Origin of the sequence: Vibrio sp. OPT18 (assembly GCF_015163615.1) — a bacterium.
Taxonomy (GTDB): domain Bacteria; phylum Pseudomonadota; class Gammaproteobacteria; order Enterobacterales; family Vibrionaceae; genus Vibrio; species Vibrio coralliirubri.
The window spans coordinates 67766-93609 of record NZ_JADDYK010000030.1 but is presented as its reverse complement, the minus strand read 5'-3'; the positions used below and the strand labels follow the sequence as shown (position 1 = coordinate 93609).

Here is a 25844-nt window from a genome sequence, read left to right as displayed (position 1 = left end):
CGCACCTCGACCACACCGTTTTCTGGAATACGATTCGAATCGACCAATCCACTATGAATAGCAAATGGGCCCACTGCAGCAGACAAATTGCCGCAGTTACCGCTCCAATCGACAAACGGCTTGTCAATTGCTACTTGGCCGAATAGGTAATCAACATCGTGATCGGCTTTACTGCTTTTCGAAACAATAACGGTTTTACTGGTGCTGGATGTTGCACCACCCATACCATCGGTTTGCTTGCCATAAGGATCCGGGCTGCCAATCACACGCAGAAGTAATGCGTCTCGTGCTTCTCCGGCGACTTGCGCAGCTTCAGGTAAGTCACTTAAGTTGAAGAAAACGCCTTTGCTTGTTCCGCCCCGCATATAAGTTGCAGGCACTTTGATCTGTTTATTTGTCATCATAAGCTCCTACTGGGCGAGAAAGTCTTTGGCAAAACGTTGCAACACGCCACCAGCACTGTACACATTCACTTCGTCTGCGGTGTCTAATCGACAGGTCACTGGCACATCAAGCTTTTCACCGTTTTTACGTGTGATGACTAGAGCCAAATCAGAACCTGCTTCAATGTCGCCGTAAACGTCGTAAAGCTCGGTGCCATCCAATTCTAAGGTGTTGCGATTCGTCCCAACTTTGAATTGCAGAGGCAGCACGCCCATGCCAACCAAGTTGGTTCTGTGAATTCGTTCAAATCCTTCAGCCACAATCACTTCAACACCCGCTAAGCGCACTCCTTTGGCTGCCCAGTCACGTGATGAACCTTGTCCATAATCAGCACCAGCCACGACAATCAAAGGCTGTTTACGGTTCATGTAGGTTTCTATCGCTTCCCACATTCGCGTAACTTGACCCTCGGGTTCAACTCTTGTTAATGAACCTTGGACGACTTCTCCAGCGTCCTTCACCATTTCGTTAAACAGCTTAGGGTTGGCGAATGTTGCTCGTTGCGCGGTTAAGTGATCACCTCGATGGGTCGCGTAAGAGTTAAAATCCTCTTCCGGCACTTCCATTTTGGTGAGGTATTCCCCCGCCGCGCTCGAAGCGAGAATCGCATTTGATGGAGATAAGTGATCTGTGGTGATGTTGTCACCCAGAATAGCCAAAGGCCTCATACCAGATAGGCTTCGCTCTCCCGCAAGAGCTCCTTCCCAATAAGGTGGCCTGCGAATATAGGTACTTTGAGGTCGCCAGTCATAAAGCGGTTCAGTCGTTACCTGATCATCACCTGGCTGGAACATTTTTACGTAGATTTGTTGGAATTGCTGAGGCTTAACATGCTCACCGACAACAGCATCGATCTCGGCATCACTCGGCCATAAATCACTTAAGTAGATTGGCTTCCCATTGTTGTCAGTGCCTAAGCTGTCTTTCTCGATATCAAAGCGAATCGTGCCAGCCAACGCGTAAGCAACCACCAATGGCGGTGAGGCTAAAAACGCTTGTTTTGCATAGGGATGGATTCGACCATCGAAGTTTCGATTCCCTGATAACACCGCGGTTGAATACAGGTCGCGGTCGATGATCTCTTGTTGGATTTTAGGATCCAACGCCCCACTCATTCCGTTACATGTCGTACACGCATAGCCGACGATACCAAAGCCTAATTGTTCAAGTTCAGGAAGCAAACCTGCCGACTCAAGATAGAGCTTGGCAACTTTAGATCCTGGAGCAAATGACGTTTTCACCCATGGCTTTCGCACTAATCCAAGTTGATTGGCTTTTTTCGCCACTAGCCCCGCCGCGACCACATTTCTTGGATTACTGGTGTTGGTACAAGAGGTAATAGCTGCGATGATCACCGCACCATCAGGCATCTGCTCGTCGCTGTACTGCTTAGCATGCTGCTCTTTCCAAGATGTTTGACTGATGCCTTGCTGAGCCAGTTCTCTGGTTGGCAAACGGCGATGAGGGTTCGAAGGCCCTGCTAGATTGCGCTCAACCTTCGACAAATCAAACTCAAGTACGCGCTCATATTCAGCAGAATCTAGATCGTCAGCCCATAGCCCTGTTTGCTTGGCGTAGCGTTCGACTAGTTCAACCTGCTCAGGCTCTCGACCAGTGAGTTTCAGGTATTGAATAGTCTGCTCATCGATATAGAACATACCCGCTGTCGCGCCGTATTCTGGCGTCATGTTGGAGATGGTTGCGCGGTCACCAATGGTCAGCGCACGAGCCCCTTCACCGAAGAATTCCAAATAGCTTGAGACCACTCTCTGATTACGAAGGAACTCAGTAATCGCAAGCACAATATCCGTTGCAGTTATCCCTTCTTGTCGTTGACCCGTCAGTTTAACGCCCACAATATCAGGCAAACGCATCATTGACGGACGACCGAGCATCACTGTCTCAGCTTCCAAGCCGCCCACACCAATGGCAATAACGCCCAGAGCATCAACGTGCGGTGTATGACTGTCTGTGCCGACACAAGTATCTGGAAACGCGATGCCCTCTTTGGATTGAATAACCGGAGACATCTTCTCCAAGTTAATCTGGTGCATGATCCCGTTCCCCGCAGGAATCACACTCACGTTCTTAAACGCGGTTTTACACCATTCTATAAAGTGAAAACGGTCTTCGTTTCTGCGCTCTTCAATCGCTCGGTTTTTATCAAACGCTTGGCTATCAAAACCTGCGTGTTCCACGGCTAACGAGTGATCAACAATCAGTTGGGTTTCGACCACTGGGTTTACCTTGGCAGGGTCTCCGCCTTGGTCGGCAATTGCGTCTCTTAATCCAGCCAAATCAACCAAAGCGGTTTGACCAAGAATGTCATGACACACCACGCGAGCAGGATACCAAGGGAAATCTAGGTCGCTCTTACGGTCAATGATCTGTTTTAAGCTGTCTTCAAGGGTTTTAGGATCACAGCGTCTTACCAATTGTTCCGCCAACACTCGCGACGTATAAGGCAAGGTTTTGTAAGCGCCTGGGGATATCGCTTCTACCGATTCACGGGCATCGAAATATTCTAAATGAGTACCGGGTAAAAGTTTTCGGTACTGGTTTTTATCAAGGTACTGAGCTTGTTCAAATTTTACATCAGACATACATCCACCGTTATCTGTTAAATTCTATTCGTCGGTTCTCGAGGCCTTATCACATGAAGAGAAAAGTCACCTCGAGATATAAGTCGGCTCGATATAGAGGACTAACGTAAATGGATTGGTAGCCATTCTTGATGCTCTGGCCCGGTGTAGTCTGCGCTTGGACGAATAATGCGATTGTTTTCTCTTTGTTCGAACACGTGTGCTGTCCAACCCGTAAGGCGGCTCATCACGAAAATCGGAGTAAACAGTTTGGTTGGGATATCCATGAAGTGATAAGCCGATGCATGGAAGAAGTCCGCATTACAGAACAGCCCTTTCTCGCGCTTCATTACCGCTTCAACACGTTCAGAAACGGCATAAAGCTGTTTATCTCCCACCTCTTGAGCAAGCTCTTTTGACCAACGCTTGATTAGAGCATTTCGTGGGTCGCTTTCACGATAAATGGCATGACCGAAGCCCATGATCTTGTCTTTGTTAGCAAGCATATTCATGATGTTCGTTTCCGCTTCATCAGCGGTTTGCCAATCTTGGATCATTTCCATCGCGGCTTCATTCGCACCGCCATGTAAAGGACCTCTCAATGTACCAATCGCTGCGGTGACACAAGAGTGGATATCTGACAGTGTTGATGCACACACACGAGCGGCAAAAGTAGAAGCATTAAACTCATGTTCCGCATACAGGGTGAGCGAGCAGTGCATGACCTTCTTGTGAAGTTCACTCGGTGCTTTATCCGTTAACATCTTCAAGAAGTAGCCCCCCAGACACGCTTCACTTTGATCTTCAGTGTCAATGCGCACGCCATCATGGCTAAAGCGATACCAGTAACAAATAATCGCAGGGAAAAGTGCGAGCATTCGTTCGGTCGCGGACAGTTGCTCAGAAAAATCAGACTCTTGCTCTAGATTACCTAACATTGAACAACCCGTTCTCATCACATCCATTGGATGAGCGTCTGCAGGGATAAGCTCTAGTGCTGCTTTCAAAGGTTGAGGCAAACCACGCAAACCAATCAACAATGTTTTGTAATCGTCTAACTCTTTTTCACTGGGTAAATGACCTCTTAGTAACAGATACGCCACTTCTTCGAACTGAGCATGATTAGCAAGATCGGTAATATCATAACCACGGTAGGTTAAACCAGTTCCTGATTTTCCGACCGTACATAGCGCCGTGGTTCCGGCACTCTGGCCACGAAGACCAGCACCACTGATTGCAGGTGCGCTGGCTGGTTTGCTTTCGGGTTTTTCGCTTTGTTGTTGGTTTTCTGTTGAAGCCTTATCGACAGCTGCTTTATCACTCAAAGATACAGACATGGTGAACTCCTTTTCTGTGTTAGTCGCCTGCACTCTTTGGTGCTGCCTGTTTATGTGTCCGATGATCTTTATCATCGGTACTGGATATGGCGACTAACCATTTCACGTTATTGGATTAAGTTGATTTTTGATTAATTGAAACCGGTTTACTCTTCGCTTGAAAACAACTGATCAAGCTTGTTCTCGTAGTCGTGGTAATTCAGGTGTTCGTAAAGCTCTTTACGAGTTTGCATTGAATCCAACAGAGCTTCTTGATTGCCTTCAACTAGCAAGTGCTTGTAAACATTCTCCGCCGCTTTATTCATCGCGCGGAATGCACTCAATGGGTAAAGCACCATGTCGACACTTGATTGGGCTAACTCGTTACAGTTGTAGAGTGGTGTTTGGCCAAATTCAGTGATGTTCGCAAGAATAGGCACGTGCTTACCCGTTGCTGATTTCAGCGCTGCCGAGAACTTCACGTATTGGTCGAGTTGATTCATCGCCTCAGGGAAGATCATGTCTGCGCCCGCTTCAACACACGCAATCGCTCGCTCAATCGCGCTATCAATGCCTTCAACCGCCAATGCATCGGTACGCGCCATAATCACAAAGCTCTCATCGGTTCTAGCATCGGTTGCCGCTTTGACTCTATCGACCATCTCTTGTTGGCTCACAATCGCTTTATTTGGTCGATGACCGCAGCGTTTTTGCGCAACTTGGTCTTCCATATGAATCGCAGCTGCACCCGCTTTTTCCATCGATCGAATGGTACGTGCAATATTGAATGCGCCACCAAAACCCGTATCGATATCCACCAGCAATGGCAGATCACATGCGTTAGTAATACGTTCAACATCGACCAACACATCGTTCAATGTCGTAATACCTAAATCAGGCAAACCGTAAGACGCATTGGCGATGCCTCCACCAGACAAATAGATCGCCTGATGCCCCAAGTTCTTTGCCATCATCGCGCAATACGGATTCACCGTGCCGACGATCTGCAATGGGTCGTTGTCTTGCACAGCTTGTCGGAACTTAGCTCCTGCTGATAACTTCATAATGACGCTCCCTGTTAATTGTTTATTTCTATCTAACTTTTATAACTACTGATGTTTAGCTCTCGTCAGCGAAGAAGCGCTGGCAAATACCAGTCGCCAGTTAATCAAGATCTTTGGATTGAATTTGTTGTTCTATAAGCAATCTGCTTCCCGAGATGTGTCTTCGCATTAGCATTTCTGCCAGCTCTTCATCACGGTTACGAATCGCTTGTAGGATGTATTTATGTTCATCAAGCGCCTCTTTTGGACGAGACTGTGCTCTTGGCGATTGGTAGCGATACATGCGTAATAGGTGATAAAGCTCGTCACACAGCAACGAAATGAGTTTGCTGTTACGACTCGCTTTGATAATGCGGTAATGGAAATCGAAATCCCCATGTTGATGAAAGTAAGAAGAACCTTCGACTTCATCGATGTGTTTTGAGTGTGTCGACAATAACCCTTCAAGCCCGACAAGCTCTTCTTGTGTGATATGTCTCGCTGCGAGTCGAGCAGCCATGCCTTCCAACGCCTCTCGCACCGCGTACAACTCGAGTAGTTTGTCTGCCGAAAAAGTAATAACTCGAGCCCCTACATGAGGAATGCGTTCGATCAAGCCAAGCCCTTCAACACGCATTATCGCTTCACGTAGGGGACCTCTGCTTACCTCAAAGCGTTTAGCCAGTTCAGGCTCCGAGATCTTACTGCCTGGTGGTAATTCACCGTTAACAATCGCCTCAACAAGATACTCAGTGAGGTTTTCTGATTTAGTGTTCTCTTTATCGCTAACACGTGTTTTCGTGTTCGCACTTAAGCTGAGATCTTTTATCGCAGTATTCATATTCACGCTGCTCACTTCTGATTGCCGAACCTTAATTGTCAACAACTCCATAACATGAATATAAAATACACGATCAAATTGTCGACAATCAAGCCAATTGTCGACAATTTAGACTAAGGTAGTATTTTTTATAGACGATAAAAATTCACCCAAAAAGGCACCAAAAACAACTTAACCACTTGTTATTTATAACTTTAAACAGATTAACAACCACTAACCCGATAACTACCCTAAAATCATTTGAAATCGATGTGTCGACAACTTAAAGCCGAACTTGTCAAACGCAAATCCCTTTGTGTCTATCCTCCTGCTCACCGATAAACAGATATAAAAAAGGCGCACTCATGTGCGCCTTTCATTCATCGAACCCGTTCTAACAAGCCAACCTTTAATCAAGCTATCTGACGAGTAACTTCTAGGTATTTGTTGATATCCACGAAATCAATTTGTTCCGGCTTCAAATACTCTTCTGCATAACGCAGGTGAGTACCGCTGGTTAAGAACAATCTAAACAGCTCGATATCGAGATGCTCGTCCAATGCCATCTTATACATGATGTCGACAGCAACACTGATTGGCTTCGCCTTCTTATAAGGCCTATCCGCAGCAGTTAACGCCTCAAAAATATCGGAGATCACCAGAATACGTTCTGGGATTGAAAGGTCATCACCAGTCAGTTTCCTTGGATAGCCTGTACCTTTGAGTGTTTCATGGTGCGTCGAAGCATAGCGAGGAACACGGCTTAGTTCTTTCGGGAATGGTAAGTTCTCTAGCATCTTAATCGTAGCAAGCATGTGCTCGTTTATCTTGAATCTATCTTCAGTAGTCAACGTGCCGCGTGCAATACTCAGATTGTAGACTTCGCCTAGGTTGTATAAGTGCTCAGGTACATCCATTTTGATTTGATGTTTGGGGTCAAATTCTAACGGCCTATCTCTTTTCACTATATGCTCTGCTTTATCACTTAACAGTGGCTCTGTAGCAGGTAAACTTGCACTCGGTTCTCGGTTCAACGCCTCTATCGGTGATAAACCAAGTTGATCATCAAAGTTACGCGTCCAAGTTGTCTCAGCTATCGAACGAATACGAGTGACTTTGTCTTCACTCATGAATTCACCACCAACGTTAGATGTCGCGATAAAAGTAAAGTCATCTTGCAGCTGTTGTTTGGTTGCCACAAGCTCATCGGTTATCTGCTGCGTTGATAGCTTGCCTTCAAGTTGCTTTCTCAAAGCAGTAATTTCCGCATCACGCCAAAGTACTTCAAATCGAGTTCTCACCTCGTGAATTCGGTTGTAGTTCGCTTCTAGCTTCGTACCTTTATCGACGATGTGTTCGGGTGTCGTGATCTTGCCACAATCGTGAAGCCAAGCCGCAATTCTGAACTCACGACGTTCATCATCATTTTTAAACTCAAAATCTTTGAAATGATCGGACTGTGATTTCTCAGCCGCGTCAGCCAACATCAAGCCGAGTTCTGGTACACGATTACAGTGCCCTGCCGTATAAGCGGATTTATCATCGATAGCTTGGGCGATAAGCTTGATAAACGACTCCACAAACGCCTCTTGCGTCTGTTCATGCTGTTTAATCTCTGCCGCCATGCCTTTCACTGCCACAGACAGTTCCCACACCTCTTTGATTCGCGTATTAAGCACAAACACATTGTCGTAATCACGCTGTCTAATTTTTTGCGTTTCGGCTTTCAGTTGACGGATCGGTCGAACAATAGGCGCACCAAAGATCCAAGCCACTGGCAAGGTTAGGCTCATAAGAAGCACCGTCACACCAATAGACGTAGCAACTCGTTTGTTTACCGCGCTGTAGATTTCCGCTTCAGGTATCGCTACGGCAAAATATTCTGAGTAGTGCTCGCCCGTTTCAATCTTTTTCAGATAAAGACGCTTAGGTTCTCCATTGAGCACAATCTTAACCATTTCGCCTTCGGTAGTAGCCGTCGCAGTACGTTCATAGAGTTCAGTGTAAGGAATGGTCGTGCCTGTATTGAGAGCATGATGATGGAGCCATTTTTGTGACAACACTGCTTTCTGTTCATCAGTGAGTGCGCGAATCGCTTGATTTAGGATTGGTAGTAGCTGCTGATGTTTGTTCTGCAACACAATGTGAAATTGGTTTGGGTAATTGGCTTTAAGATCCAACAGCACTTCATTAACTTTCAATCTTGCATGGAAAAACTTATCCAATGAAAATTCCAACACAGGCTTAGCGTCGAGTACTGCAAAGCTCTCACCACGATCAACAGCGTCAAATGCTAATTCCATGCTAGGAAACTCAACAAGCTCAATATTTGGGAAATCTTTTCTGAGTTGAGGAATAACCGACCACCCAGATAAAATCGCCACCTTTTTGCCGCTGAGATCTCCATAGTTTGAGACAGTTTGCGCGTTTTCTCGCGTGACGACAGAGAAAGGCAACTCATAGATAGCATCCGTATATAAGCCTTTTACTCCGTTGCTTTCGTAATTCTGAATAGAGTGCAAACCATCGATGCTTCCCTCATGAAACTTGCCCGTTAGCTCTGCCCACGAAAAGCCATTAACAAACTCGAACTTAACGCCACTCATTTCACTGATCATTTTCAGAAGATCAATCGCATAACCGTGTGGCTGTCCGGATACCGCGAAATCCATTGGCCCCCAATCGCTTTGATTAGAGAGTAACAAAGGAGGCGTGTTCTCAATGACGGCTTGTTGCTGAGCAGTCCAATCGATTTTACTTGCCTGAGGGAGTGCATGTTTCGTTTCAGTGTCTCGATTAGACGCAATGATATTGCCCGATTTAGAGTACAGAAAGGACTCAACCTGACTGTCTTCATCTAAACCTAACGCGCTCGCAGATAACTTACTCGCTAACGAAGACAACACGATATCAATGCCGATTACATGTTGCGTGTCACCAACGGCCTTTGATTCAAAAGCTAAGGAGTAAGTTTGTCCTGTGATCTGAAGATGCTGGAAAAGATAAGGCTGTGTTTTCTCAACCGTCTCTGTATTCGCGGAAACATACCAAGGCCGTGTCGTTGGAAAGTAATTGCTCGGCTCAGTCTTTGAGTCTCTAAGGTTAAACTCAAGGTCGTAATACTTAGTCGTACGAATCCGCCCTTCTTCCCTGTCGCTTATCTCGATCACCACCCAGCGGTCTGAGCGATCGGCACCAATTTTTTCTCTAACAAAAGGAGAAGATTCCAGATTGATAATTTGGAAGAAGCGTTCGTTAGAAGAACCTATATAAATACTGTAAAAAAGAGGGTTATCTTTTATCGCTTCTGAGAGGATCCCACGCGACTCTTCACGAGAGATTTGATGACTAATAGAGCGATGCACTGAAGAGAGTAAGCGAGCGGTATTTATCGCATCTGAATCGACGTTGCCGATATAGTCGCTTAAATCCTGAGATACCATGGTCAACTTCGACAAGGTATGTTCGGTTGCCATTTTCTTACTGAAGTAGTATTGAAGTGAAACCGCCACGATCGCCGTCAGCACCGTCGCAAGTAAAAACATCCCTCCAACGGTAAACCGCAACGAGATTTTTGTGTTTGCCATTATTCTATCCTTGAATAACCACTAGCCCAGAAATGTAACATGCTAGCAATATTTATATTATTACTACGGCATACTATCTCTAGCAACACATTATTCTATATATTATTCAACATCTCCCTATATCCCCCTCTACGTCGCAATATCATTGTATTTAAATGACATTTAACAATATAAATCAGCAGCCAATTACCATAATTAATTTAATGGTATTAGTTTTCATAAAATGGAAACACCTCACGCCTTTGTTGTCAGGCTTATTATATTATTTACTTTATGCTATAAATTTAGATGTAAAATTTTAACATTAAGTCAGTTCGTTAGTATCGACATAACCTTATGTCAGAACATCTTCGAGCATTATCAGGCAAGCCTATGACGGATAATTTCTCCCCTTCTGCCAGCACTATTGTGGCAAAAGATTCTAAAAGCAACGAGCATGCAGTCAGCGATTTTGCTATTTCTGAGTACTTATCGAAGCCTTTTAAAATCGAACTAACCATCATCTCAAAAAACTTTGTCATCGATGATCAATTGGGGCAAAAGCTCTCTATTACCCGCTTCGTTAATGACACCGATAATTTGACCGCTACGCGAGTATTCAACGGTATTGTTACCCAGGTTCAATTACTGGGTATGGACGGTAACCTGCAGTACTCTAGTTACCGCGTCACTCTAAGGCCTTGGTTCTGGTTATTGAAGCACACCCACTCTTTCCGCGTTTATCAAAACCAATCAACGAAAGACATCGTTTCAGACGTGTTGACCCAAGCAGGCTTCACTGGCTCTTATAAGGCGGGCACCATGCCTTCGTCTAAACGCGAATATTGCGTTCAATACAATGAAAGCGATTTTGATTTCGTAACCCGATTGCTCGCAGAAGAAGGCGTTCACTACTTTTTCCAACACAGCGACTCCGATCATCTAATGATGCTTCAAGATGCGCAGAGCCCTTTTCAAAAATCTGATGCCAGTAAACTCGACATGATTGAAGTTCCTTCAGGCAGTAATCCATTAATCAACAAATGGATGCCACAAGGGCAATTTCATGGTGCTAGCATTGAGCTAACCAGCTACGACTACTCACAAACCAAATTGGTGAGCAGCAAAGAGAAGAAATCCAGCCATAAGATCGCCAACAATACCAAATTGACCAAGCAGTATTACCCTAACCTTGGTATCACTGGTGGCATGGAAGATCTCGCCAGTAATCTAGTCAAAAGGCGAATAGAGCAGCTTGAACAAAGTTATCAAACCGTTGAAGCCGAAGCTCAACACGATTCATTTGAATTAGGCACTTGGTTCTCATTATCTTCCCATTTAGATAAGTCTCAACTCGGCGATTATCTGGTCACAGAACTTCACATTCGATACAACACAGATAATCACTGTGAGGCCAAACTTACCCTTCTCGATACATCAATTCCGAATTACCCGTCACCGAGAGACAAAGCCAAAATCCACGGTTTGCAAAGCGCGATTGTCGCAGGCAGTACGGCAGGTGAAATCAATCAAGACGATCAGGGACGTGTACGTATTCAATTTCATTGGGATACCGAAGCCTCTGGCGACAAAACAAGTTGCTATGTGCGTGTCGCTCAGATGATGGCAGGCAGCGGTTACGGTGCTCAGTTTATTCCGAGAGTCGGACAAGAGGTATTAGTCAGCTTCATTGATGGCGACCCTGACCAACCGATTATCACAGGAAGCGTTTATAACAGTAAAAATCCGCCACCTTACAAAGAGGCGAACGCCACAAAAACAGGCATTAGTACCAAATTAAGTGGCTTAGCGAATGAGATCTATTTCGATGACAAGAAAGACAATGAGCTGTTGTACATGCACGCGACCAAAGACTTCACCAAAGAGATCGAGAACAACCTGACTGAGACGATCAAAGGTGAATTGCTTCAGAAAACCACCAAGCAAGTGACCGTCTCAACAGAAGATAACTACACACTTAGCTCGGATAAAGCGATCAGTGAGAAAGGCAAATCCATTTCACTTGAAGCCGATGACAAGATAGAGCTGACCGTTGGTTCAAGTAAGATCACCATGTCTTCATCTTCCATCAGTATCGAAGCCAGCAACATTGATATCAAAGCCAGCAGTGCGCTCAATCTCGAAGGGATGAACGTGACCAGCAAGGCTACATCTGCAAACAAGATTTCAGGCGTTACCACGGCTCTAGAAGCAACGAGCTCCAACAGCATTAAAGGGCTTAGTGTCGCGATTAAAGCCGATACCACACTCTCAGCTGAAGGTTCACTAAGTGCCGAGTTTAAATCCGGCCTAAAAGGCACTTTCGATGGTGGCGTGATGGGTGAATTAAAAGGTGCGATTGTTAAGGTGAATTAGCGAATTTAAATCGCCAACACTTAGACCACGCCGCAGTACAAATTTAGGTAGAACGAAAACATGTATAAAAAGATTCCGTATCAGACAGGACGACAGTTACTCGATAGGTTCTCAAGCTCTGATGAAGCTCAAGCGCTGATCGATGAAGAACTCAATATTGATGACTCCATTGAAGCGTTGTTGGAAAACGAGCTCTATTTCGATTTAGTTCAGTTTCTGGCTCACGGGCTACCGGTTCGAGAGGCCATTTGGTGGGGCGCGCACACGCTCGATGCGAGAAATGACGTCTGGTCTGCAATGCAAAAGCAATGTATTTCCACAGCTAAAGCGTGGGTCAAATCGCCATCAGAAGAGCAAAGGCGCAAGAGTGAACTATTCTCTAATAAGCTCAAATTAAATTGCGGGCCTTCTTGGTTAGCCCAAGCCGTATTTTGGAATGGTTCTGGCAGCATTGTGGCACCTGATTTACCCAATGTACTCCCAGACCCTTTTCTGTATTCGAAAGCGGTAGCAGGCGCGATAAACCACTCCGCAGCACTGCCCAATTGGGATAAAACCGACGAGTACTATAAGAAATCTATTGGCATTGCCCTTGAGCTTGCCAAAGGCAGTAAGGCATAGGAGTTACTGATGACGTTAGCCGCACGATTAACTGACATGCACGTTTGCCCAATGCAGACACCCGCTGTTCCGCCGATCCCTCATGTAGGTGGGCCAATCAGTGGACCCGGAGTACCAACCGTTCTCATTGGCAATATGCCAGCCGCGACGCTTGGGGACATGTGCGTGTGTGTCGGGCCTCCAGATAGCATCATCAAAGGCAGTGCCACTGTGCTCATAATGAGTAAACCAGCAGCACGCATGGGAGATACAACCAGCCACGGCGGTACGATTGTTCTAGGCATGCCAACTGTGATGATTGGAGGCTAAATACCTTACTTTTCATAGGGTTTCAAAAAACCGTGACATCGGTCCACTTTCTTAGATGAAGTTCAAAGTTTTGAGTAAAGATCTATTTTGCATGAGACTTTTCACGAAAAAGCTCTAGAATTAATAAATGTTAACAAGTGTTTACGAAACATAAGGATTATGTATCAAATATGACACTTTGGTGCGATCAGGATAACAATAGATTTTTACAGGATGTATATGACAGAAATCGCTCGCCTACTTGTTCCAATCTCGGATGAAGAGCCTTCAGGCTCTTATTTGAAGTTAGATCGAAGTGCCTATCGCAGTTTGAGAAACGTTTACAATAACGCTCAATCCTCATTTCGACAGTTGGTTGAAACGCCTGATGCATCGTCTGATCCGGCTATCGTCGATGCCAATACAGACAACTGGGCTGAATTAAGAAAGATTTCAGAGGAAACGCTGACTTCACAGTCTAAAGACTTAGAGATATTAGGTTGGTACATCACGAGCCAACTTTTTACTTCTCAACCATTTCATAACCTTGCTAATGCTATCCCGGCTTTAAACCTTTTCATCGACCAATTCTGGGATACGCTAAACCCTATGCTTCCGAAAGCTAAACTCAAAGCTTCTGACGATGCAGGGAAAGCGAAGGAAATCACTGAATTTAAAACTAAACCCCTACTTCAACTCGTTGGTGAGTCTGTTGATTCAAGTTCCGTTTATATTCCTTTTCAAATGCTTGATTTTTGTGCAGGCGTTACTTTTGGTGATTACCTCACTGCTGAGCGTAAAGGCAATATCGCAGAGCTAAAAGAATCAGCATTAGGCTCATTTGATGGAAGTGTTTCAGAAACACTCTATCTACTTGCGAGTATTTTTAGTGAATTAGAGATTGCTGAGAAAAACTTAGCTGAAAAGTGCCAAGCTGTTGGTGCGACCGTAATCAGCTTCAACTTCATTAAGACAAACGTACGTGACTTAATTAAAGCGATACATTTCCTTGTTGGAGAAAAATTCGCTCCTTGGCCTCTGGATGACAACTTCCACGTTATCCAAAATTCAACAGAAGCACCTCAACAAGACGATTCGACACACTCGGCACCTATGCAAGCTAGTGCTCCCCAGAATGACTCGAGCCTAACCACTGAAACAAGCCAAAATTCAGGGTCAAGTAACCCGGTAAATCAAGGTAACGGAAGCGTGGCTAGTGACAGCCAAGCACTAAGCAACCTTGCCCCTCAAAACCAGACTCAAACGATTGTTCAAAACGTCTCGAGCATTAACGGCATTGTTAATCGCGATCATGCGTTTCAAGAAATTAGAAAAATAGCTGAGTACTTTAAAGAAACAGAACCTCATAGCCCTATTGCATTCTTACTCGAACGTTCAATTCGTTGGGGCTATATGAGCTTCCCAGAGTTACTCCAAGAAATGGTTGGCAATGAAAGTGTCATCGCCCAAATCAATCAAATGACAGGAATGGACAACCTAGACAAAACCGATTTGTCAGGAAAATCCGTTCCAGCAATGACTTCCGCTCCGGAGAGAACTCCGGTAGCAACACAGACTATTGAAGAGCCAGCGGCAGTATCGCCAGTTCCTGATAGTTCAAATAGTACGACAGATATAAACCAAACATCTGAACCGACTTCCAACTCATCATCGAGCAGCCTGCAAGATTTTGAGTGGTAAAGCACATTAATGCGTTGAGCAAGGAGAAAGTAATGGCTTCTATTTTTATGAGAATTGATGGTACGACACCAAAAGGTGCAGCAACGGTAGAAAAGATCGGGGGTAAAGATGGATTCTTTGCACTTGATAGCGTTTCTTGGAGTGCAGTACGTGGTGTTGGTATCGATGTAGGTAATGCAAACAATGCGGACCAAGGTATGGTTGCTCTTGGTGAAGTCAACATGACTCGTGGCTGTGATGGTGCAACACCTCATCTAACCACTTTCTTATATGCGCCGGGTCCAGAAGGTCGCACTGTTGAAATCGTTATGACAAAACCAAACCGTGAAGGTTCTGGTGCTGATCCATATCTGATTCTAACGCTTAAGATGGCTCGTATGTCTAGCTACAACATGTCTGGCACAGACGGTTCACTTCCAAGCGAGTCTTTCAGCCTAACCTACACAGAAATTTCTAAGGCTTACTACATTGAAGCAGACGGCGGTAAGATCGAGAAAGGCCCTGAGGTTGGCTTCGATGCGACTACAGCTAAAGTTACTTCAACTGCTAAGTAATTAAACAAGGAGAGTTACCGTGGCACTAAATTCCCAACATAAACGCGTAAGTAAGAACCGCGTAAGTATTACCTATGACGTTGAGACTAATGGCGCTGTAGAAACCAAAGAGCTCCCTTTTGTTGTTGGGGTTATTGGTGACTACTCAGGCCATAAGCAAGACAAAGAAGAAGTGGAAGATCGTACCTTCTATAACGTTGATAAAGACAACTTCGACACTGTAATGAAGCGTGTTGGCCCTGAATTATCCCTAAAAGTAGACAATGTACTTGCCGGTGATGACAGCCAGTTTGAAGCGAGCCTTAAGTTTGACTCGATGAAAGATTTCGAACCTGAAGCAATTATCGAACAGGTTGAACCGCTGAAAAAACTCGTCGAAACCCGTAATCAACTGAAGGTACTTCTTTCTAAAGCCGATCGTTCCCGCGATCTAGAAAAGCTGCTTAAAGAAGTTCTACAAAGTGCAGATACGATTAATGCTCTTTCTGATGAGCTTGGCATTAAAGAAGAAGGAGCTGAGTAATGAGTACTGAAACTGAGAATCAAGCGCAGCCGGAAGCAGCGGAAGGCTCACTGAGCTTCCTAGACCGTGCGATTGAAGCAACCACTCAAACTCCTGCAGACACGACAAAAGAACTGTTTTCTGTACTTACAGAGCAAGCTCTTTCTGGCACCGTGACGTGGGATAAGAACGTTACAAAAACAATTGAAAACGCAATCTCAGAGATAGATAAAAAGCTATCTCAACAGTTATCTGAAGTCATGCAACAAAAAGACTTACAGAAACTTGAAGGCTCTTGGCGTGGTCTACAAAAACTCGTTAAAGAGAGCGAACTTGGTCGTGATCTAAAGATCAAGATGGTCGATTACACTCAAGAAGAGCTGCTTGATCAATTTGAAGATGCGCCAGCGATTGACCGTAGCCCGTTATTCAATGCGGTTTACCAAGGTGAGTTTGGTACAGCGGGTGGTGAACCATACGGCACATTCATCGGTGATTACGAGTTCAGCGCGAAAGATGAAGATGTTGCTCTACTTCGCTACATGGGTGAAGTTGCTGCAGCGTGTCACGCACCTTTCGTGGCTGCTGCCAATGCTGAGATGTTCGAGTTTAATGACTTCCAAACATTCTCTGAAGGCAAGCCTGTTGCTGCAGGTTTCGACTCTCCTGCTTATGCTGCATGGAATTCATTCCGTGAGAGTGATGATGCTCGCTACGTAACCCTAACACTGCCACGAACTCTTGCTCGCCTACCTTATGGTGATAAAGGTTTGAGTACTGATGTCTTCGCTTATGAAGAGCTTGGTACTGATATGGATGGCAATCCTAAACCAACCAGCAATGATCAGTTAGTTTGGTCTAATGCTGCATATGATCTGGGTCTTAAAATGACTCAAGCGTACACGGCTTCAGGTTGGTGTACGTCTATTCGTGGTCTTGATAACGGCGGTAAGGTCGAGAACCTTCCAAACCTAACGTACAAGTCTGAAGCGGGCGATCTACTTCAGCAATGTCCAACAGAAGTTAACCTAACGGATGAGCGTGAGAAAGAGCTATCTGACCTTGGTTTCCTTCCTTTGGTTCACTACAAAAGCTCTAACTACGCTGTGTTCATCGGTGGTCAAACAACTCAGAAGCCTAAAACCTTCACGGACCCAGATGCAACGGCAAACGCGGCAATTTCAGCTCGCCTACCTTACATCATGGCAAGTAGCCGTATCGCCCACTACCTAAAAGTAATGGGTCGCGACAAGTTAGGCTCGAATCTTGAAGCTCCGGATATCAAACGAGAGCTGCAACTATGGATCGACCAATACACCAATGCGGGTGCCATTGGTAATGAGCAACGTGCAAAAACCCCTCTTTGTGAATCTCGCATTGAAGTGGTCGAGCAACCGGGTAAGCCAGGCGCATACTCAGCAGTCGCTCATCTAAGACCTTGGTTACAACTTGAAGAACTGACGACCTCAGTTCGAATGGTTGCTAAGATTCCAGGCTAATATGGATTTGGCCGGAGTAATCCGGCCAAAAATTTTGTATGAAGTTAAATACAGAATGGCAAAACAGATTCAATCAATTAGATGACACAGATAATACCTTTATGAAAGAGGCTTTATCTCTGTTATCTGAGCTAGACAAACACTCCTTAAGCTCTAAATCCTCACTAATTTCATTGATATCTACACTTATATCAACAATCGATTCCAAACTCAGTTTACAGCTTGATGAAGTCCTCCATGAACCAGGGTTTCAAAAACTGGAACGCAACTGGTTAAGCCTTCAGCAGCTTGTTTCCCTACCCGTCAGTTACCAAAGAGCGCATGTAAAACTGCTCGATATGAACTGGGCGGAGATCTCTAGCGACGTCAATCAAGCCTATTCAACCAAATCCAGTGACTTGTATAACAAGATTGGTAATAACGAACTGAATACCTTAGGTGGCCACCCATTTGGTTGCATCACCTTTAGCCACCCTATCTCGATGGACATCGATTTTGACGCCGACTACGACGATCTGTTTACCGTAGAGCTGTTAGGAAAATTAGGCGAAGCAACACTCTGCCCTATGCTGTTTTCTCCCGTATCAACCTTCTTTGGTGAAAGCGGTGCCGATTGGTTGTCTGATGTCGAACGTATCAATAAGATCCTTTCCGGCCCCGACTTTAAAGCGTGGCAAGACTTACGCAATAAACCGAGCTCTCGCTTTATTGGCATGGCGCTACCACAAGTCCGTCTGAGAAACGCATACAAGAATCGACGCGCTGGCTTCATTTACAACGAGCAAGGTCAAGGGGCTTGGGGATTAGCCAATATGGTACTGGCTACCACTATCATGCGAGAGTTTCACCGCGTGAACTGGTTTGGCTTCCTAAAATCCCGTTGGAACGACAAGCTGCAAGGTGCCGTCGTTAACCTACCAACCAATCACTATTTCGACAGCCATCTGCAGAAACCGGTGACGGATATCAGCTTGTTCGGCCAACTGTCGAACTTCTACGCTCAAAGCGGCTTTATCCCATTAGCAAAGAGCCCGTTAACCGATAAGTTTTACTTCAATGGTAACAACTCAATTTGGCAGTGCGGACAAAACGACAATGACAAAGTGCTCACGCAGATTCAAACCACACTGATGTCTTGCAGAATTGCTCATTACCTAAAAGTTCAAGTAAGAGAGATGATCGGCAGCTTCAACAACGCCACCGAGTGTGAGCTGTTTTTGACCCATTGGATTGAAAAGTTCTCGAGTAACGTTTCATTTGCCAATGAGGAAACCTTATCCAAATACCCACTCAGCTTCGCCAAAGTGAGCGTGACGGAATCAAGTTCTCAAGCTGGCAGCTTCGCTTGTACTCTGCGCATTGTTCCTCAATACCAATTTGATTATTTCAGTGGTGAAGTGGTGCTGACCACCGACCTAAATGAGGTGGCGTAATGAGCTTTTGGAAGACCTTTATCTGTGATTCAAAGCCCTATCAGGACGCGGAGATTGAAGACATCAAGTTCCATCTCACCAAGCTACTTGAAGCAGAGGCATCATTGACAGATATCGATAACAGACTAATAGAAGTCAACCGCTCTAACTTAAAGTTTGGTATCGAAGATATTCAATTGCTGAGTGCCACTCTAGAAAAAACACAACTGACTCTACGTATTGAGACGTGGATAAAAAGCTTTGAGCCACGACTCCATGACATCTCGGTAGAGCTTGGAGAGCGCAAAGAGGGTGACAACTCACTATCGTTCAACATCATCGCCAAAGTTAAGACAAGTCATGGCGAACAAGACCTTATCTTTGACTCCAAAATCGCATTAAGTGACCTAACAACCTCATTAGAAGAAGATAACTATGACTGAACCTATTATGCGTTACTTCGAGCAAGAACTGGCATTTGTGCGCCGTTCATTAGGTCAGTTCGGTCAGGAATACCCGACGCACGCTGAGAAGCTCAATATTCATCAGGGGAAGATTGAAGACCCTAGCATGGCTCGTCTATTAGATGGCGTCGCACTATTGAATGCTAAGGTAGAAAAGAAACTATCAGAGCAGTTGCCTGAAGTCATCGAAGGTATATTAGGAGTGCTCTACCCTTCTTATATACAAACCGTTCCTAGCGTTGCTTATCTTGAGTTACTCGCAGAAGAAGGCCCGATTGAATCGAGTACTTTGCCAAAGGGTTCGCTTTTCTCAAGCACAAACACCAAAAACGAATGTCTATTTAGAACGGTTGATGAACTCAAAATAGCGCCGTTTAGCTTAGGCAACATCAAAGCACTAAGCGCTCCGTTTAGCTTCAATAGACCCAAATCGGCGAATCAAAGTTCAGCGGTCGTTCAGATCTCACTGAACACTGGCGACCCTGAAGTACACTTCAGCCACTTAGAACTGAATGACCTCGACTTCTTCGTCAAAGGGTTTGAAAACAATGCGGACTCGTTAGTCGAGCTTCTTCTCAACAACACCTTAGCGATTTCTATCTCAGACAACGAATGTACTCGACATGTCACCATTGACAGCCACCAGCTTAAAAATAGAATCAGCGATCTCGAGTTTAAGTTTTTACCTGAGCATGGTAATCAATTCACGGGCTACCAACTGATTAACGAGTTTTTCTTTTTCAAAGAGAAACGACAGTTCTTTAGGCTTAAGAACTTTGCGGATTACGCAGGCCAATTTGATGAGTCAGAAATCATCATTAACTTGTTCATGTCGTCATTGCCGTCCGAATTTATCCGCCTATTCAATAAAGATGTTTTCAAGTTAAACGTAATGCCAGCGATTAACTTGTTTGAGCAAACAGGCGAGCCTATTGCGTACGATCACAGAACCCTTTCAGTTGCTGTGAATGCCGACGCGCACAGCGACAACAATATTGAAATCATCGAAATTCAGAAGGTGTACGAAATCACGCCTAACGGCGAAATACCGTTAGTTCCTCTTTTTAAAGAGAAGTACACCCACAATCAGCAATATGACTACTGGCAAAGTAAACACAATCACTTTGGTGAAATGAGCATCGCAATCTCGCTATCTGAAGCGCCAGAAGCTGAATTTAGCAAGCTACTTGGTACTCATTTACTGTGCACAAATGGCAAGCAAGCGTGTGGCGTAAGCGGTACTTTAGAATGTCTCGAGAGTATTGATTTACCCGGTGAGTTTTCACCTATTTATCCGCCTTCGGCCCCCATAACAAAGGAAGTCGACCAAAATATCCATTGGGAATTCATTAGCTTACTGAACACCAACTTTTCATCACTGGTGCAGTCTAGTAATCCAGTTGCTGACCTCAAGCATATGTTGAGTTTGTGCAGTCGAGAACAAGTATCGAGCGCTGAAATTCAAATGATTCACTCGATCACGTTTAACTCTCAAGTGTCTGCGATTCGCGTTCTAGGCAAAAATGTATTCTCTCCAGGAACCGAGATTGAACTCACACTCGATGCAACCTCGCCCTACTTGGCGTTTGCCGACGTGTTAAATCGCTTCTTCCAACAGTTTTGTAGTTTTGATCGATATATACAACTCAAGATCCGAATCTACGGACGAGATGGTGTCGTTAAAAAGTACCCTAAGATTCACGGTAGTCAATTGTGCTTATAACTCAGCGAATATCGGCAATGATGCGAACTGAAAATAACCAGAGCTTAGACTGTAAGGGGGACATATGAAGCCTTTCATCGAAGACCTTGCCGCTCAGCCTGAAAAGTACGACTTCTCTCAGGCAATGAGGCTATTAGAGCAGCTTCAGTCCCAAAGTAGCGCGCCGATACAGATCCAATTGAAATCGGAGGCGATGCCGACTGGCAACCCTCAAGAGATCCAATACTTCTCGTTAAAGGGAAACAAAGCCAAACTCAGATTAGCAAAACAAGCGCTCTCGGGCGTTAAAGGCGTGATACCTAATTACATATACGAAGAGTTGTTAGCCGCGATCCACAATGAAGATCATTCGCTGCAAGATTTTCTGGACGTATTTAATCAACGACACTTTGAAATCACCTATCGAACCAATGCTCGACGTTGGCTGCTCGTTGAAAGTGAGCAAAACCCAAAGAAAACAGCATTATTGAACCACTTTGCTGCGCTTGGAAAAGAGCACAAAGAGTACCTCCAATACTCATTACTGCTAAGCCAGCAAAGCCGAAATCTGACGACTCTGAAAAAGATTTTAAATGACTTCTTCCCTTACTCCATCGAGGTGGAGTGCAAGGCATTTGAACAACGTCTATTACCGACCGGCTCGTTAACTCGCATCGGTGTTAATCGAGATTTTAACAGTCGCTTAGGGCAAGGTTTTTTGGTCGGCAAAACTTGTTTAGCCCATTTCAACAACTTGAGTATTTTTGTTACCCCAAAGAACAGAAATGAGTTCCTCGAGATTCAAAAAGATGACCAATTTGCAAAAGCCGTGTTGTCTTTGACTCAGCACTATTTAAAAGACAGTACGCCTGTTGCCATTTATCTGAACGTCAAACGTTCATATTTAACCAAACCCCGTTTATCAAGCAAGGTTTCTATAGCCGCTCGTTTAGGTGAAATTGACTACCTTGCACCTGAGCGTAACCCCAATGAAACCGTAAAGATTTTGCTTTTGTAGTTCATAAATACGGAATGTGTAGATTTTAGAGATACAAGGAATTGACTATGACACAAGTAACTCTCACTAACTTAGTAGGAAAGCTATCTCCCGAACTGAAGCAAGCGTTGGAAGCGTCTGCGGGCGCGGCGATGAACCAAGGTGTTGGAGCGATAGAAACAGAACACTGGATACTTCAGCTTATTTCCCAAAAAGATCCGAAGCTAATGGCGTTGTGCGAATCTCAAAAGCTGTCATTAGACGCCTTAGTGAATGAGCTTTCCCAAAAAATATCTATGCTTACAAAAGGCAGCGAAGGTCAGCCGACACTAAGCCATGGCTTAACTGAATTAATCAAAGATGCTTGGATGATTGCATCGGTAAACTATGGTCATGGCGAAATCGTCAGCTTGCATCTTATTCAAGCGCTGATGCAACAGAACGTGTTAGGCGTCAGCACCCTACAGCTAGAAACATTAAGCAGTGTTTCACTCGAATCTCTACAAGGTCTGATAAAGAAAACCCCTATTGCCCGTAATTCTGCAACGCCTTCAGCCGGTGGCTCTGTCGATACCACACCTGCAGGTAACGACGCACTGAGCAAGTACACGGTTAATCTGACTCAACAAGCGATTGACGGCAATATCGATCCTATTTCTGGCCGTAATGCCGAAGTAAGAAAAGCGATTGATATCTTGTGTCGTAAACGCCAAAACAACCCGATTATGGTCGGTGAACCGGGCGTAGGTAAAACTGCTGTTGTTGAAGGCTTAGCGTTAAGAATTGCAGCCGACGAAGTTCCTAGTGCTCTACAAGGCGTGCAAATCCACTCTTTAGACCTTGGCTTACTGCAAGCTGGTGCGAGCGTTAAAGGTGAGTTTGAAAACCGCTTAAAAGACGTCATCAACGAAGTAAAAAGCTCAGAAGTACCCATCATTGTATTTATCGATGAAGCCCACACCCTTATTGGTGCAGGCGGCGCTGCAGGACAAAACGACGCAGCCAACCTTCTAAAACCAGCCTTGGCGCGTGGTGAGTTCAAAACCATCGCCGCGACAACTTGGGCGGAATACAAAAAGTACTTCGAAAAAGATCCTGCCCTGACACGCCGATTCCAAGTTGTGACCATTGAAGAGCCTAACGCAGAAGATGCGATGCAAATGCTGCGTGGTGTAGCCGCTTCATTGCAAGCTCACCATGGCGCTTTTATTGCTGAATCCGCGATTGAAGCGGCGGTCAACTTATCGATCCGTTACCTGCCAAGTCGCCAACTGCCAGACAAAGCCATTAGCCTGCTTGATACTGCGAGTGCGCGAATCGCACTGACACAAGGTGCGAAACCAGAAGTATTGGAAACGTTAGAGCAAACCATTCGTTACCAAGAAAACGAAAAGTCGGCGTTAGAAAAAGAAGATGCGTTGTTCTCAAATAGCGCTGAATTGATCAAAGAACTCACACAATCGATTGAAGAAAGCCAACAAGCATTGGCAGCATATTACACACGCTGGGAGAAAGAGATTGAGTTAGTTGACCAAATCAAAGCGGTTCAACTAGAGATAACGGAAGAACAAGAGCAAGACGCTGTTGACGCTAACAAGCAAAAACAGCTCGACACCCTGCGTACTGAATTGGCCGATCTGCAAGGTGAAGAACCTCTTGTTTACGCCATGGTTGACGACAACACCATTGCTCAAGTGATTGCGAATTGGACCGGTATTCCTGTTGGCAACATGATGAGTGATGAAATCGCCAAGCTGCTGACCTTAGAAGACGAGCTTAATACTCGAGTTATTGGTCAAGATGTCGCAAAAAACGAGCTCGCAAAAGCGATTCGCATATCACGCGCTGGGTTAACCGATAATCGTAAACCGATTGGTGTGTTCCTGATGTGTGGCCCAAGTGGTGTGGGTAAAACTGAAACCGCCATGGCACTTGCGGAGCAACTGTACGGAGGTAGCAACGACCTTACCGTTATTAACATGACCGAGTTTAAAGAGGAGCATAAGATTTCGATGCTACTCGGATCACCTGCTGGCTATGTCGGCTTTGGTGAAGGCGGTGTATTAACAGAAGCTATCCGACGCAACCCATACTCAGTACTGCTATTAGACGAGATGGAAAAAGCGCACCCTGGCGTGCATGACTTGTTCTATCAAATCTTCGATAAAGGCCATATCAAAGACAGTGAAGGCCGAACCGTCGACTTCAAAAACACCATCATCATCATGACATCGAACGCAGCTGATCAAGCTATCTGTGATGTTTGTGCTAAAACCACCGACCGTATCGACAACGACGAGCTACTTGAAGCTATTCGTCCGGACTTGCAACAATACTTCAAACCCGCTTTCTTAGGACGAACCACCATTGTCCCTTACTACCCACTTAACGATGAAGAGTTAGCGAAAATCACTGAGATCTCGCTCAATCGAATCAAGAAGAAACTCGCAGAACAATATCAAGCTTCCTTTACTTGGGACGCAGATTTCATTCAATTCGTAGTCGACCGTAATACCGATCCAACGACAGGTGGCCGTGCAGTCGAGCAAATCATTAACCGCTCATTGATGCCGAGATTAGCTGAAGAGTGCATTGGAAGGCTAAGCCGAAGCGAACCTATTACTCAAGTCACCGTTAGCGCAACCAACAATAGTGCTGACTTCGATTTATCGATTAAGTAGGTTTTAACTATGAACAGCAAAGCCAGCCAAACATTGACCAAACCTTCATTAATTAACCTGTCACTTCGGGTTAAGTTGATGCTTGCTATCATGGCGGTTTTGCTGTTTTCCATCACCTTAAATGCAACGCTAAACTATTTTAATTTCGAGAAAAGGCTCACTGAAACCTCCGACTCCATCTATGAAATTGTATTAGAAGAAACACATAACGATATCAATCAAGCGATCAGTTTAGGCTTGCCGCTCTCAGCAATATCGAACATACAAGGCATGCTGGATCGTCGATTGAAAATCGTTGACGGCATTACCGCCTTAGTTGTCGTCTCAAGCTCTGGAGAACGACTGTTTGGTACCGGAGAACAAAACAACGAGAATAACCGTCAGCTATCGCTCGATATCACCAACTCTTTTGGATTAGTTGAGGGGCAAGTAAAGCTCTACTACTCCACAACTCTGTTAGAACAACAAAAAACCTTCTTGCTCAAGCTCCAGTTCCTCTATTCGGCAATTTGGATACTACTCTCTTGCCTGTTTGCCTTTGTCGCCTTGAAGTACCTATTGAAAGGTATTGTCGGCCGAGTAAAAGGCGCAACTGCAATATTTGAGTCCGCGACCGATTCGGATGAATTACTGCCAACGATTACCCAAGCTCACAAGGCGCTGCAATCCCCAAACTCATTGTCTAAGTTTGAGAAGTTGAAAAACAAACACTTTCCTGTGTTTATCATCTCTCTTGCCATCCTGTTGACGATCATTGCTAACCTAGGCGTTTCGTATCAATCTTTAGACAAGTTTTCACAGATTTACGAGGTTAAACTCGAACAGAAGTCCAATCTGATTGGCGACTCTTTAAATCAAATGATTAAAGAGCTACTCGATAAAGGCGTTCCTGCCGATAAGCTACATGGCCTCGAAGACGAATTTGCGTTCTTCGTTGATCATCATAGTGAGATTCTATCGATTAACTTTGAAGGACAATCGGGCACTTCTTACCGTTATCCTGCAGAACAGGTCGATCACCCTTCTATTCGCGAATCGACATTCTCACTCAACAACAGCCACACAATTCAACTGAATGTCACTACCGACAACAACTTGATCATTAACCTGCTTAAAGAAAGCGTCATGGACATGATTACCGTGTTGGTCGCCTCTTGCCTCGTGGTTGCAGAAATCATTCTGTTCATGTGTAACTTCATGATTATTTCGCCTTGGAATCAGGTAAAGAAAGTGTTCATGTTGGTCAACCGCGACATCGTGAATCACTTAGCCAAGA

At 44.9% G+C, this 25844-nt stretch carries 18 protein-coding genes and 1 pseudogene; 13 read left to right on the top strand and 6 right to left on the bottom strand.

What is annotated here, in order from left to right:
• The 6 genes from IQQ51_RS26745 to IQQ51_RS06410 form a co-directional block, all read right to left on the bottom strand.
• A partial coding sequence (locus IQQ51_RS26745; protein WP_322632739.1) for a PrpF domain-containing protein occupies window positions 1–401 on the bottom strand: 401 nt, incomplete at its 3' end.
• Between the two features lie 9 nt (window positions 402–410).
• Window positions 411–3047 (bottom strand): Fe/S-dependent 2-methylisocitrate dehydratase AcnD, encoded by a 2637-nt coding sequence (acnD, locus tag IQQ51_RS06430; RefSeq protein WP_193840627.1) that lies wholly within the window; start codon window positions 3045–3047, stop codon window positions 411–413.
• A gap of 101 nt (window positions 3048–3148) precedes the next feature.
• Window positions 3149–4363 (bottom strand): 2-methylcitrate synthase, encoded by a 1215-nt coding sequence (gene prpC, locus IQQ51_RS06425; RefSeq protein WP_193840626.1) that lies wholly within the window; start codon window positions 4361–4363, stop codon window positions 3149–3151.
• A 146-nt stretch (window positions 4364–4509) separates the two neighbouring features.
• On the bottom strand, window positions 4510–5406 hold the full coding sequence (gene prpB / locus IQQ51_RS06420; RefSeq protein WP_193840625.1) for a methylisocitrate lyase: 897 nt from the start codon (window positions 5404–5406) through the stop codon (window positions 4510–4512).
• Window positions 5407–5506: 100 nt separating this feature from the next.
• Window positions 5507–6226, bottom strand: a complete 720-nt coding sequence (locus tag IQQ51_RS06415) for a GntR family transcriptional regulator (protein ID WP_050621277.1) — start codon at window positions 6224–6226, stop codon at window positions 5507–5509.
• A gap of 392 nt (window positions 6227–6618) precedes the next feature.
• Window positions 6619–9792: an HD domain-containing phosphohydrolase gene (locus tag IQQ51_RS06410; protein ID WP_193840624.1), complete on the bottom strand. Its 3174-nt coding sequence runs from the start codon at window positions 9790–9792 to the stop codon at window positions 6619–6621.
• Window positions 9793–10164: 372 nt separating this feature from the next.
• Here IQQ51_RS06410 and IQQ51_RS06405 point away from each other — a divergent pair, with 372 nt between their 5' ends.
• The 13 genes and pseudogenes from IQQ51_RS06405 to IQQ51_RS26740 all read left to right on the top strand — a co-directional run.
• On the top strand, window positions 10165–12147 hold the full coding sequence (locus IQQ51_RS06405; RefSeq protein ID WP_193840634.1) for a type VI secretion system Vgr family protein: 1983 nt from the start codon (window positions 10165–10167) through the stop codon (window positions 12145–12147).
• Between the two features lie 60 nt (window positions 12148–12207).
• Window positions 12208–12768, top strand: a complete 561-nt coding sequence (locus tag IQQ51_RS06400; RefSeq protein ID WP_048606891.1) for a DUF6931 family protein — start codon at window positions 12208–12210, stop codon at window positions 12766–12768.
• Window positions 12769–12777: 9 nt separating this feature from the next.
• Complete coding sequence (locus IQQ51_RS06395; protein ID WP_017110734.1) at window positions 12778–13077, top strand: PAAR domain-containing protein; 300 nt, start codon at window positions 12778–12780, stop codon at window positions 13075–13077.
• A gap of 219 nt (window positions 13078–13296) precedes the next feature.
• The gene (locus IQQ51_RS06390; RefSeq protein ID WP_193840623.1) at window positions 13297–14757 is read left to right on the top strand and encodes an ImpA family type VI secretion system protein; all 1461 of its coding nucleotides are present in this window, start codon (window positions 13297–13299) and stop codon (window positions 14755–14757) included.
• Between the two features lie 32 nt (window positions 14758–14789).
• Window positions 14790–15311 carry a type VI secretion system tube protein Hcp gene (locus IQQ51_RS06385; RefSeq protein WP_017110736.1) on the top strand — a complete coding sequence of 174 codons (522 nt, stop codon included), beginning with the start codon at window positions 14790–14792 and terminating at the stop codon, window positions 15309–15311.
• A gap of 19 nt (window positions 15312–15330) precedes the next feature.
• On the top strand, window positions 15331–15834 hold the full coding sequence (gene tssB / locus IQQ51_RS06380; protein WP_009846607.1) for a type VI secretion system contractile sheath small subunit: 504 nt from the start codon (window positions 15331–15333) through the stop codon (window positions 15832–15834).
• Window positions 15834–17312, top strand: coding sequence for a type VI secretion system contractile sheath large subunit (gene tssC / locus IQQ51_RS06375; RefSeq protein ID WP_048606898.1), 1479 nt, complete (start codon window positions 15834–15836; stop codon window positions 17310–17312). Before tssB ends, tssC begins: the two co-directional genes overlap by 1 nt.
• Window positions 17313–17350: 38 nt before the next feature.
• Window positions 17351–18745 (top strand): type VI secretion system contractile sheath domain-containing protein, encoded by a 1395-nt coding sequence (locus IQQ51_RS06370; protein WP_193840622.1) that lies wholly within the window; start codon window positions 17351–17353, stop codon window positions 18743–18745.
• Window positions 18745–19167 (top strand): type VI secretion system baseplate subunit TssE, encoded by a 423-nt coding sequence (gene tssE, locus IQQ51_RS06365; RefSeq protein WP_193840621.1) that lies wholly within the window; start codon window positions 18745–18747, stop codon window positions 19165–19167. The genes IQQ51_RS06370 and tssE overlap by 1 nt, the downstream gene beginning before the upstream one ends.
• Window positions 19160–20911, top strand: coding sequence for a type VI secretion system baseplate subunit TssF (tssF, locus tag IQQ51_RS06360; RefSeq protein ID WP_193840620.1), 1752 nt, complete (start codon window positions 19160–19162; stop codon window positions 20909–20911). The genes tssE and tssF overlap by 8 nt, the downstream gene beginning before the upstream one ends.
• 64 nt (window positions 20912–20975) lie before the next feature.
• The gene (locus tag IQQ51_RS06355) at window positions 20976–21908 is read left to right on the top strand and encodes a type VI secretion system baseplate subunit TssG (protein ID WP_193840619.1); all 933 of its coding nucleotides are present in this window, start codon (window positions 20976–20978) and stop codon (window positions 21906–21908) included.
• 47 nt (window positions 21909–21955) lie between these two features.
• A complete protein-coding gene (gene tssH, locus IQQ51_RS06350) occupies window positions 21956–24568 on the top strand; it encodes a type VI secretion system ATPase TssH (protein ID WP_193840618.1) in 2613 nt (870 codons plus the stop codon).
• 9 nt (window positions 24569–24577) lie between these two features.
• Window positions 24578–25844 (top strand): annotated as a pseudogene (locus IQQ51_RS26740) (MFS transporter); the annotation flags it as partial.

Bases quoted from the DNA above. Each gene is read 5' to 3' on its own strand.
- acnD (WP_193840627.1), bottom strand. From the start codon at position 3,047: ATGTCTGATGTAAAATTTGAACAAGCTCAGTACCTTGATAAAAACCAG.
- prpC (WP_193840626.1), bottom strand. From the start codon at position 4,363: ATGTCTGTATCTTTGAGTGATAAAGCAGCTGTCGATAAGGCTTCAACA.
- prpB (WP_193840625.1), bottom strand. From the start codon at position 5,406: ATGAAGTTATCAGCAGGAGCTAAGTTCCGACAAGCTGTGCAAGACAAC.
- IQQ51_RS06415 (WP_050621277.1), bottom strand. From the start codon at position 6,226: ATGAATACTGCGATAAAAGATCTCAGCTTAAGTGCGAACACGAAAACA.
- IQQ51_RS06410 (WP_193840624.1), bottom strand. From the start codon at position 9,792: ATGGCAAACACAAAAATCTCGTTGCGGTTTACCGTTGGAGGGATGTTT.
- IQQ51_RS06405 (WP_193840634.1), top strand. From the start codon at position 10,165: ATGACGGATAATTTCTCCCCTTCTGCCAGCACTATTGTGGCAAAAGAT.
- IQQ51_RS06400 (WP_048606891.1), top strand. From the start codon at position 12,208: ATGTATAAAAAGATTCCGTATCAGACAGGACGACAGTTACTCGATAGG.
- IQQ51_RS06395 (WP_017110734.1), top strand. From the start codon at position 12,778: ATGACGTTAGCCGCACGATTAACTGACATGCACGTTTGCCCAATGCAG.
- IQQ51_RS06390 (WP_193840623.1), top strand. From the start codon at position 13,297: ATGACAGAAATCGCTCGCCTACTTGTTCCAATCTCGGATGAAGAGCCT.
- IQQ51_RS06385 (WP_017110736.1), top strand. From the start codon at position 14,790: ATGGCTTCTATTTTTATGAGAATTGATGGTACGACACCAAAAGGTGCA.
- tssC (WP_048606898.1), top strand. From the start codon at position 15,834: ATGAGTACTGAAACTGAGAATCAAGCGCAGCCGGAAGCAGCGGAAGGC.
- IQQ51_RS06370 (WP_193840622.1), top strand. From the start codon at position 17,351: ATGAAGTTAAATACAGAATGGCAAAACAGATTCAATCAATTAGATGAC.
- tssE (WP_193840621.1), top strand. From the start codon at position 18,745: ATGAGCTTTTGGAAGACCTTTATCTGTGATTCAAAGCCCTATCAGGAC.
- tssF (WP_193840620.1), top strand. From the start codon at position 19,160: ATGACTGAACCTATTATGCGTTACTTCGAGCAAGAACTGGCATTTGTG.
- IQQ51_RS06355 (WP_193840619.1), top strand. From the start codon at position 20,976: ATGAAGCCTTTCATCGAAGACCTTGCCGCTCAGCCTGAAAAGTACGAC.
- tssH (WP_193840618.1), top strand. From the start codon at position 21,956: ATGACACAAGTAACTCTCACTAACTTAGTAGGAAAGCTATCTCCCGAA.